An 8,778-nucleotide genomic window follows, 5' to 3' on the forward strand; every position below is an offset into this window, starting at 1 on the left:
TATTGAATGCCGTAAAGGCAATAAGAGTTAATCATGTTATTAATGATTCTCACGCTGTAGGGCAGATTACTTTATCTATAAGTAAAATGAGTAGGATCACTTTTTTTTAGAAAATAAAGTGTTCTCTTTTGCGTTTCCATTTAAAGTTATTGAAAGTGATGGCATTCTTTCGATACAAAGTACTTCTATAGGTGAAATTGATAGTGTTGTCATATCAGAAGCTATTCAAATTTTATCTAATGAAACTATTCAAAATGCTTCATGTATATCTGAGTTTGCAACTTTGGTGCTTGAGAAAGGAGAGCTTAGACCTGGTTTTTGGCTCTTTATAAAAGAGCTGTTATTCATGGAAGATGGTTATATCAGGTATGATATAGACCCAGAAAGAAAAAGTGGTCATATACATCCAGAGCATCATTTAGATGTTTTTTATACGTCAAAGGTTACTTTCAAAGTTGGATTGGAGCATCCATTAAATGATGAAGAATTATTGAATATTCTAAACGTGTCTACAGAATGTCACTATTTGAGCCCTCCATATAAGTAATTTTAACTATCCAGAGGCATTCTTTATCATAAAACTGCTGATAAGCAATTAAACAGTAAAGCCTAATTCTACATCAGTTGTATTTCTCAGTTTGAAGGGGAAAAAGGAACTTCTTGATAGTAATAAATCCAAAAAATTATTTATTTTCTTTGAGTCTGCAAAAGTAATGAAAAAAAAGAAATTGATTTTAAAGACTTAAAATTCTGCAAAACTTAATGAAACAAGTGTGCATTAAATTGTCTGGGCTTCTATCTCAAGTAAACCTCAGTAATTTCAGCTCTAAAATGGCCAAGCTCTTGCGACTCGGTTTCGAGAGCCCTAGCTCTACTTAAGCCAAAGTTTTTTAATTCATTCATTCTCTCTTGTGCGTAGCTATGCCTGAGGCCATGACCGCCATTTGAAAAAAAGAGTGTGCGATCAGATGCTTTTGAGCATGACCATTTATGACCGCCACCAATATCATAACGTTGCAAATAGTTAATTTCCCTATCACGCACTTGCTATAGCTTTTTTCTTTTAGCAGGACGAATTTGTTTATACTGGCTTAGATGAAAAATCACTAGAGAAGCTCTACAGAGCTCGATAGAATCACCATCCAGCTCAAAAAACGAGCTTTAGGAGTGTTTATGTTTTCAAATTTAATTAAGCCAAAGCCAACGCAAAACTCTAAGCTTTCAGATTTCGTGCTTAACTCTAGCTCGGGTGAAAAAAAGAGAGTGTATAGCCAAGTTATTGAACGAGCTATTTCTTCCCAAGTTCAAGTCGTAAATAAAGCATCAGCAACCCAAAGATAATTAATAAAAGTCCCTCAATGGGGCTTTTTTGATTTGTATTAAAAAGTTATAAAATAACTTTAAGCACTGTGATTGAACAATAAACCTGAGCTAGTATTACTTGCTGACGAAAATAAACTTCCCATCAAGGTTGATACGTTCTTTTTTACGCTAAGTTGGATCGTAACCAGCTCTTTGTCTAACTCTTTTTGTAATTCAGCTTTTTGTGCTTGTTGTTCTGCTGTTGAAAGGCTGCTGTCAGCTTCAAGTGCGCGTATTTTTTCTTGCAGTTCTTTAATGTTTTTAATCATTTGTTGCTGTGTACTTTCTACCGTCTCATTGTTGTCAGTTTTATTTTCAGCAGTGTCTTCTTCGCTACTCTCCACCTCTGTGGTAGAGGTTAGCTGTTCTTTGTCATTTGTTTGTTGTGTGCCTGCTTGTATTTGCTTTAAATAGTTTGGATCTGTAAGAAGTGATGAAGGTATATTTGTTAGGTTCATTGCGTGTCCCGAGCGGCAAAAAGTTGACAAGTTATTTGGTTTAAAAAACAGATGCATTAAGCGTTCCATATTTGGGGGCTTGGAATATACTTTCTATTTTTCAAAGTGCAGCGTTAAGGGATATTTGCATAGCGGAATTCTATGTACTGTAAAAAGTGGTTACGGTTAAAACCGAGCACGACAGTTAGATAGCTTTTCTAATTATTAGATGCTGAGCTTTCAAGTGAGGCCAGATGAAGTATTCGGTTTTTACGTTGGCATAAATTTAGTATTGTTAGGAACATAGGTTACTTTTCTAACTAAAGCCAAGGAGTACAATTAACAATAATTAGATTTGATTAAGTGCTAAAAACTTGATTTTACATGCAATAGTTAAAGTAAGGTTGGCTTTCGCTTTTAACTCTACTACTATGAAAAAATAGACAAAAATGGGTTGTGCTGAATGAATGACAAACTAACTGAATGTGAAAAGGTATCGTGTAATGACTGTGCCGATTTAGAAGGCCTAGGCTTTGATTTTACTATGGCATTTCAACCAATTGTAAATTGTAAGACGCGCTCTATCTTTGGCTATGAAGCTCTAGTGCGAGGCATTAATAATGAGTCTGCATATTCTGTTATCGCAAAAGTAAATGAAGAAAATCGTTATACTTTTGATCAGTTCTGTCGAATAAAAGCGATTGCTTTAGCCGCTAAGTTAGGGGTTGATTCTATGCTTAGCATTAACTTTTTACCCAATGCTATTTATAAGCCTGAGCGGTGTATTCGTACCACCTTAGAAGCAGCTAAAAAATATAACTTTCCGACGCAACGAATTATGTTTGAGTTTACTGAAGTTGAGAAAATAGAAGACAGTGCTCACATTAAGCGAGTGGTTGAATATTATCAATCTCTAGGCTTTACAACAGCTCTGGATGATTTTGGATCTGGTTACTCGGGCCTTAATTTATTAGCCGATTTTCAAACGGATATTATTAAGCTCGATATGGAGCTGATCCGAAATATCGATTCAGATAAAGTACGCCAATCAATAGTGACTCATAGCTTAAATATGCTTCGTGAATTAAATATCACCCCATTAGCAGAGGGGATTGAGACCCTTGCAGAATATACATGGTTAAAAGCCGCAGGTATTGAGTTAATGCAAGGGTATTTATTTGCTAAACCAGGCTTTGAGAGCTTGCCAGTAGTTGATTTTATTGACTATTGATTACTCTTTGGTAGTGCCAGCGATAACAGTGCTGCTAGGGCAATAAAGCAGCTTGAGATCCATAAGCAGGCTTCAAGTCCATATTGTTGATACACCCAGCCCGATAAAACAGTGCCTAGTAATCTCCCCATAGCATTGGCCATATAATAAAAGCCTACATCTAACGATACGCCATCACTGTTGGCAAGGCTAACGATTAAGTAACTGTGTAATGATGAGTTAATAGCAAATACAGCACCAAATATCAGTAAGCCGATAATAATGGCTGCTTGTATATAAAAATCATAATGCAGCGCTAAGGCTATCAGTGCAGGAATGATGGTTAAGTAGTTAGCCCATAAAAATGCGCTACGGCCATTGGGTACTTGCCCTGACTTTTTACCAGTAAAAGCAGGCGCAAATGATTGCACTATGCCATAACCAATAACCCAGCTTGCCATAAAGCCACCAACCCACCAATGCTCCCAGCCAAATGTTGCAGCTAAAAATACTGGTAGTGCCACTACAAACCACACATCTCTAGCACCGAATAAAAACATCCGTGCAGCGGAGAGTACATTAATGGCTTTGCTTTTTGAGAACAGCTCATTAAATTTGGCTTTATTTTTAGCTTTGCCTAAGTCTTCTTTTAAAGCAAAGAGGCTAAATAGCCAGACCGCAGTGAGCATAATGATCATACTAAGAATTGCGCCGTGGAACTCCAGTAAGTTAAGCAACAAGCCACCTAAAAAGAAGCCAACCCCTTTGAGTGCATTTTTAGAGCCGGTTAAAATAGCCACCCATTTATATAGCTGGCCTTGCGCATCTTTTGGTACTAGGAGTTTTATCGCACTCTTTGCGCTCATTTTGTTGAGATCTTTGGCTATTCCAGATAGTGCCTGTGCTGCCATAACATAAATAACAGTGAGTGCATCAACAGGTACCATGAGCATGGCTAAAGAGGCTATTTGTAAGCCCAAGCCAATGTTCATGGTTTTATTGAGGCCGAACCGAGCGCCAAGCCATCCGCCCACTAAATTAGTGATCACACCAAAAATTTCATAAAACAAAAACAACATCGCTATACTGAGCGGGCTGTAACCAAGCTGGTGGAAATACAGCACTACAAGCATACGTAGTGCGCCGTCAGTAAGAGTAAACGCCCAATAATTACCAGTAATTATTAAGTATTGTTTTATTTGTGGCGGAAGAGCTTTTAATCGATCCACTATCAACTATTCCTTATCGGCTAGGCCAACTTTACGCACAAGTTCAGCTGTACGGTTTGCATAACCCCACTCATTGTCGTACCACACGTAGAGTTTTACTTGTGTGTTGTTGATCACCATAGTTGAAAGTGCATCAATAACACTTGAACGAGGGTCAGTTTTATAATCGATAGACACAAGCGGGCGTTCTTCATAACCCATAATGTCTTTAAGCTCACCCGCGGCGGCGTCTTTAAGTAAGGTATTTACTTCATCAATCGTTGTGCCACGCTCAAGTTCAAACACACAATCAGTGATAGATGCATTAGTAAGTGGTACACGAATAGCGTGACCGTTTAATTTGCCTTTTAACTCAGGAAATATATGCGTGATAGCTGTTGCTGACCCTGTGGTGGTAGGAATTAAACTTGTGCCACATGAACGCGCACGGCGTAAGTCTTTATGTGGGGCATCAATAATTGTTTGAGTATTGGTTATGTCGTGTATCGTGGTGATTGAACCATGTTTGATACCAATCTTTTCATGAATAACTTTAACCACAGGAGCTAAGCAATTGGTTGTGCATGATGCCGCCGTGACGATTGGGTAAGTATCTTTATTATAAAGGTGGTCGTTTACACCCATTACAACATTTAAAATACCGTCTTCTTTTACCGGTGCTGTCACAACAACGCGCTTTACGCCTTGATCTAGGTAAGCTTGCAGTAGTGCTTTTGTTTTAATTTTACCAGAAGCTTCAATTACCACATCGCATTGTGACCAATCAGTCTCTTGTGTTTTAGTATTTTGACTAAAGCCAATTTCTTTACCGTTTATAATAATGGCATTGTCGGTGTGGCTTGCTTCGTGATGCCACTTGCCGTGTACAGAATCAAATGTCATTAAATGGGCGAACGTTTCAGCATTACCTGCAGGGTCGTTAATATGAACGATTTCTATATCATCCCAATCAAAAGCCGCACGCATTGATAAACGGCCCATACGGCCAAAACCGTTAATACCTACTTTTATTGTCATGGTTAAGTCCTTAATTTTATAATTGCGAGTTAAAGTAATTTAGTTGCTGTGTGTTTATTAATGCTTTGGGTCTGATCAATTGCACGTGTTCAACAATGCGCGCCGCAGGCCAGCCATAGGCTAATAAAATAAGCGCAATCACTAAACCTGTGCGGCCAGTGCCGCCTTTACAATGCACCGCAATAGTTGCTTGGTTCTTTAGTGCGTTTAGAATGGCCTCTTTATGTTGTAACCACTGCGCTTCAAACTCTTTATCGGGGGCATCATCATCTAATATAGGCAGTTGCAGCCAAGAGATATCATGCTCAGCGCAAATAGTGGGTAGCTGCTCGATGTTATTGTTAGCAATCTCATGGTCATACATTAGTGTAAGTAGCATGCTGGTGCCGGCTTGTTTTAGTGTGATCACTGACTCTTCAAGGGATGCTTGTTTAGTACCAGGGCAGGGCGTAAAAATAAGCTTTGCGCCATTTTCTAAATTTAACGAATCAAATGGGTGAAGTGGCATTGTTAAATCCTTTTCTATAATTATTTAAACCAATGTTGGGTGCGATTAATGATGGCAACTAACGATAGCATCACGGGGACTTCTACTAATACACCTACAACAGTGGCTAGAGCTGCGCCCGAATGTAAGCCAAATAGTGAAATGGCCACAGCAACAGCAAGTTCAAAAAAGTTTGATGTACCAATTAAACAAGAGGGGGCGGCAATTTTTTGAGGAAGTTTCATCCAAATAGCCGCAGCATAAGCAATAACAAAAATACCGTAGGTTTGAATGATCAACGGAATAGCAATTAACACGATTGTTTGTGGCTCTGCCAAAATAGTATTTGCTTGAAAAGCAAAGAGTAAAACTACAGTTGCGATCAAGCCAACCATAGACCAAGGCTTTAACTTTGCTAAAAAGTGATTAAGCGCTTGCTCGTCTTTGCCTTTATTTAATGCTTTGCGGGTGATCACCCCTGCGGTTAATGGCAGTAATACGTATAGCACAACCGAAATCAGTAAGGTCTGCCACGGTACTTGTATATCACTCACGCCTAATAGCAACGCAGATATAGGCGCAAAGGCAAAAATCATAATGACATCATTAACCGATACCTGAATCAGTGTGTAGTTAGCATCGCCCTTTGTGAGTTGTGACCAAACAAACACCATCGCAGTGCAGGGGGCAACACCAAGTAAAATCATCCCAGCTATATATTCTTGTGCGGATTGTGGGTCTACCAAATCTGCAAATATAAAGTTAAAGAATAACCAACCAAGCGCCGCCATAGTAAATGGTTTGATTAACCAATTTATCACTAAGGTGAGTATCAGGCCTTTCGGGTTTTTGCCTATATCTTTAATTGATGAAAAATCGATTTGCGCCATCATCGGAAAAATCATCACCCAAATAAATACAGCGACAGCAATATTTACATGGGCTATCTCGAAATCAGCAATCATTTGAAAAACATCAGGCTGCCATTGGCCAAGCAAAACACCAGTAATAATGGCTAAGCCAACCCACAGAGATAAGTAACGTTCAAAAACTCCCATTGATGTTCTCCTTAATTACAAAAACTAGTTTTATCTGGGCGATTGTGCATATTAGCTAAGCGCTCAATATGTGTGGTGATGAGATCAATATTGTTTTCGGTTGTTTGGGCAATGACTGTTTTAATCCAAAGTGGCAACTGTGGATTAATACGGTAAAACACCCACTGGCCGTTTTTTCTATCAGTAATAACGCCTGCTTTTTTGAGTACGGCTAAATTGCGCGACACCTTAGGTTGGCTATCTTCCTGCAAAGCAGTCATTAATTCGCATACACATAGCTCACCATAATAATTAGTTAGCATTAATGTTTTTAAGCGAATGTCATCAGTGAGACATTTATAAAAACTAACTGGATCTATTGTTAATACTTGCTCAAACGTTGAAGCATCATCACTAAGTGATGTATTTTGCTGTGTTGTTTCTATCATTAAGAACATTGATAGTCGGTTATTTAGTTCATTTAGCGTGGTAGCAAATGGATTATTACCAATGCGGCTCTTTGGATCTGGGAAGTCCCATGCCAATTGTGCTTTAGCACCTGCAAAGTTTCGACACTCTTGATTGGCCTTGTCACATAAAGTGATCACATAATCAAACTGCGAGTCTGCGAATTCACTAATATCTTTTGATCGTAAGGTGTCTGTATTTAAACCAAACTTTACAAGTACATCTATGGTGCGGGGGTCTATACCATCAGGTGACGTACCGGCACTATATATATCAAACTTATCTCCGGCTTTATGTCTTAATAATGCTTCGGCCATTTGTGAGCGCGCAGAGTTACCCGTGCACAGAAAAAGCACAGAGCGTTTGACTTGGTTGTGTTTGTTCATAAATACTGGATGATGATTTAATATGCATTAAATTGTATATATGTTTTTTCATATGTAAAGTTCGATTTATAAATAAATTTACTCGGCAAATACAAATTGAGGAGTCTCAATTACTTTTAAGTTAAGTTAACTTAGTTATATAGTCAGATAATCTGCAAGTTTAGCCGTGTTTTTATACCGTTCGTTCAAAAACCATTCCAAAAGCTAAATAAATACAAAAAATGTCATAAAAACGCTTGCGTAAAATCCGCGGCGCCCTATAATGCGACCCCACTGAGACGGCAGAGCGCAACGCATAGCGGGGCATGAGCTACTCAGGGTGTTAAGTAAAACTTGAGTTTAGATTTTTAATAAAGTTTAAAATTAAGTGTTGACAAAAAAATAGGAAAGCGTAATATGCGCAGCCCTAGCGAGATAAAGCAATGCGCTTTAATCGCAACGTTCTTTAACAATATAAAGCAATCATCTGTGTGGGCACTCGTACAGATTGAGTTCTAACAGTCGAGCTACTTAGGTAGTAAGACAAACAAATTTAGAGTCTCAATTGAAACTGAGTGACCAACAGAATAGTTACTTCGGTAATTATTCAGCACAGTCAATTCAATATCGAAAGATATTAAATAATTCAGAATTCATTGAGCTGTCGAAAGACACAAAACTTTTAATTGAAGAGTTTGATCATGGCTCAGATTGAACGCTGGCGGCAGGCCTAACACATGCAAGTCGAGCGGTAACATTTCTAGCTTGCTAGAAGATGACGAGCGGCGGACGGGTGAGTAATGCTTGGGAATATGCCTTTTGGTGGGGGACAACAGTTGGAAACGACTGCTAATACCGCATGATGTCTACGGACCAAAGTGGGGGACCTTCGGGCCTCACGCCAAGAGATTAGCCCAAGTGGGATTAGCTAGTTGGTAAGGTAATGGCTTACCAAGGCGACGATCCCTAGCTGGTTTGAGAGGATGATCAGCCACACTGGGACTGAGACACGGCCCAGACTCCTACGGGAGGCAGCAGTGGGGAATATTGCACAATGGGCGCAAGCCTGATGCAGCCATGCCGCGTGTGTGAAGAAGGCCTTCGGGTTGTAAAGCACTTTCAGTAAGGAGGAAAGGTTAAGTTTTAATAGAGCTTAGCTGTGACGT

At 39.1% G+C, this 8,778-nt stretch carries 7 protein-coding genes, 1 rRNA gene and 2 pseudogenes; 3 read left to right on the forward strand and 7 right to left on the reverse strand.

All coding sequences use genetic code 11. The annotated features are described in order from the left end of the window. Positions 1-112 precede the first annotated feature (112 nt). Positions 113-547 (forward strand): annotated as a pseudogene (locus A7968_RS21825) (STM2766 family helicase-associated protein); the annotation flags it as partial. Positions 548-795: 248 nt separating this feature from the next. Here the strand turns inward: A7968_RS21825 and A7968_RS23655 are convergent. Next, positions 796-1,044 (reverse strand): annotated as a pseudogene (locus tag A7968_RS23655) (site-specific integrase); the annotation flags it as partial. Positions 1,045-1,400: 356 nt separating this feature from the next. Next, positions 1,401-1,820, reverse strand: a complete 420-nt coding sequence (locus tag A7968_RS21835) for a hypothetical protein (protein WP_157586810.1) — start codon at positions 1,818-1,820, stop codon at positions 1,401-1,403. 442 nt (positions 1,821-2,262) lie between these two features. Here A7968_RS21835 and A7968_RS21840 point away from each other — a divergent pair, with 442 nt between their 5' ends. Continuing rightward, a complete protein-coding gene (locus tag A7968_RS21840; RefSeq protein WP_064668622.1) occupies positions 2,263-3,030 on the forward strand; it encodes an EAL domain-containing protein in 768 nt (255 codons plus the stop codon). Here the strand turns inward: A7968_RS21840 and arsJ are convergent. From arsJ to A7968_RS21865, 5 genes are read right to left on the reverse strand one after another with little or no spacing between them, the layout of a single operon-like run. After that, a complete protein-coding gene (arsJ, locus tag A7968_RS21845) occupies positions 3,024-4,241 on the reverse strand; it encodes an organoarsenical effux MFS transporter ArsJ (protein ID WP_064668631.1) in 1,218 nt (405 codons plus the stop codon). The genes A7968_RS21840 and arsJ overlap by 7 nt on opposite strands. 3 nt (positions 4,242-4,244) lie before the next feature. Then, positions 4,245-5,255 carry an ArsJ-associated glyceraldehyde-3-phosphate dehydrogenase gene (locus A7968_RS21850; protein ID WP_064668623.1) on the reverse strand — a complete coding sequence of 337 codons (1,011 nt, stop codon included), beginning with the start codon at positions 5,253-5,255 and terminating at the stop codon, positions 4,245-4,247. Positions 5,256-5,271: 16 nt separating this feature from the next. Continuing rightward, entirely contained in the window at positions 5,272-5,763 is a 492-nt protein-coding gene (locus A7968_RS21855; RefSeq protein ID WP_064668624.1) for a phosphatase domain-containing protein, read from the reverse strand. A gap of 20 nt (positions 5,764-5,783) precedes the next feature. Further along, entirely contained in the window at positions 5,784-6,800 is a 1,017-nt protein-coding gene (arsB, locus tag A7968_RS21860; protein WP_064668625.1) for an ACR3 family arsenite efflux transporter, read from the reverse strand. Positions 6,801-6,811: 11 nt separating this feature from the next. Beyond that, complete coding sequence (locus A7968_RS21865; RefSeq protein WP_064668626.1) at positions 6,812-7,633, reverse strand: metalloregulator ArsR/SmtB family transcription factor; 822 nt, start codon at positions 7,631-7,633, stop codon at positions 6,812-6,814. A gap of 662 nt (positions 7,634-8,295) precedes the next feature. Here A7968_RS21865 and A7968_RS21870 point away from each other — a divergent pair. Further along, positions 8,296-8,778: ribosomal RNA gene (locus tag A7968_RS21870) — 16S ribosomal RNA — on the forward strand; the annotation flags it as partial.

Source organism: Pseudoalteromonas prydzensis (assembly GCF_001661495.1).
Classification (GTDB): Bacteria; Pseudomonadota; Gammaproteobacteria; order Enterobacterales; family Alteromonadaceae; genus Pseudoalteromonas; species Pseudoalteromonas prydzensis.

What these genes read in the sequence shown, in the direction of transcription:
- arsB (WP_064668625.1), bottom strand. Translation starts at nt 6,800, where the DNA reads ATGGGAGTTTTTGAACGTTACTTATCTCTGTGGGTTGGCTTAGCCATT.
- A7968_RS21840 (WP_064668622.1), top strand. Translation starts at nt 2,263, where the DNA reads ATGAATGACAAACTAACTGAATGTGAAAAGGTATCGTGTAATGACTGT.
- A7968_RS21850 (WP_064668623.1), bottom strand. Translation starts at nt 5,255, where the DNA reads ATGACAATAAAAGTAGGTATTAACGGTTTTGGCCGTATGGGCCGTTTA.
- A7968_RS21865 (WP_064668626.1), bottom strand. Translation starts at nt 7,633, where the DNA reads ATGAACAAACACAACCAAGTCAAACGCTCTGTGCTTTTTCTGTGCACG.
- A7968_RS21835 (WP_157586810.1), bottom strand. Translation starts at nt 1,820, where the DNA reads ATGAACCTAACAAATATACCTTCATCACTTCTTACAGATCCAAACTAT.
- A7968_RS21855 (WP_064668624.1), bottom strand. Translation starts at nt 5,763, where the DNA reads ATGCCACTTCACCCATTTGATTCGTTAAATTTAGAAAATGGCGCAAAG.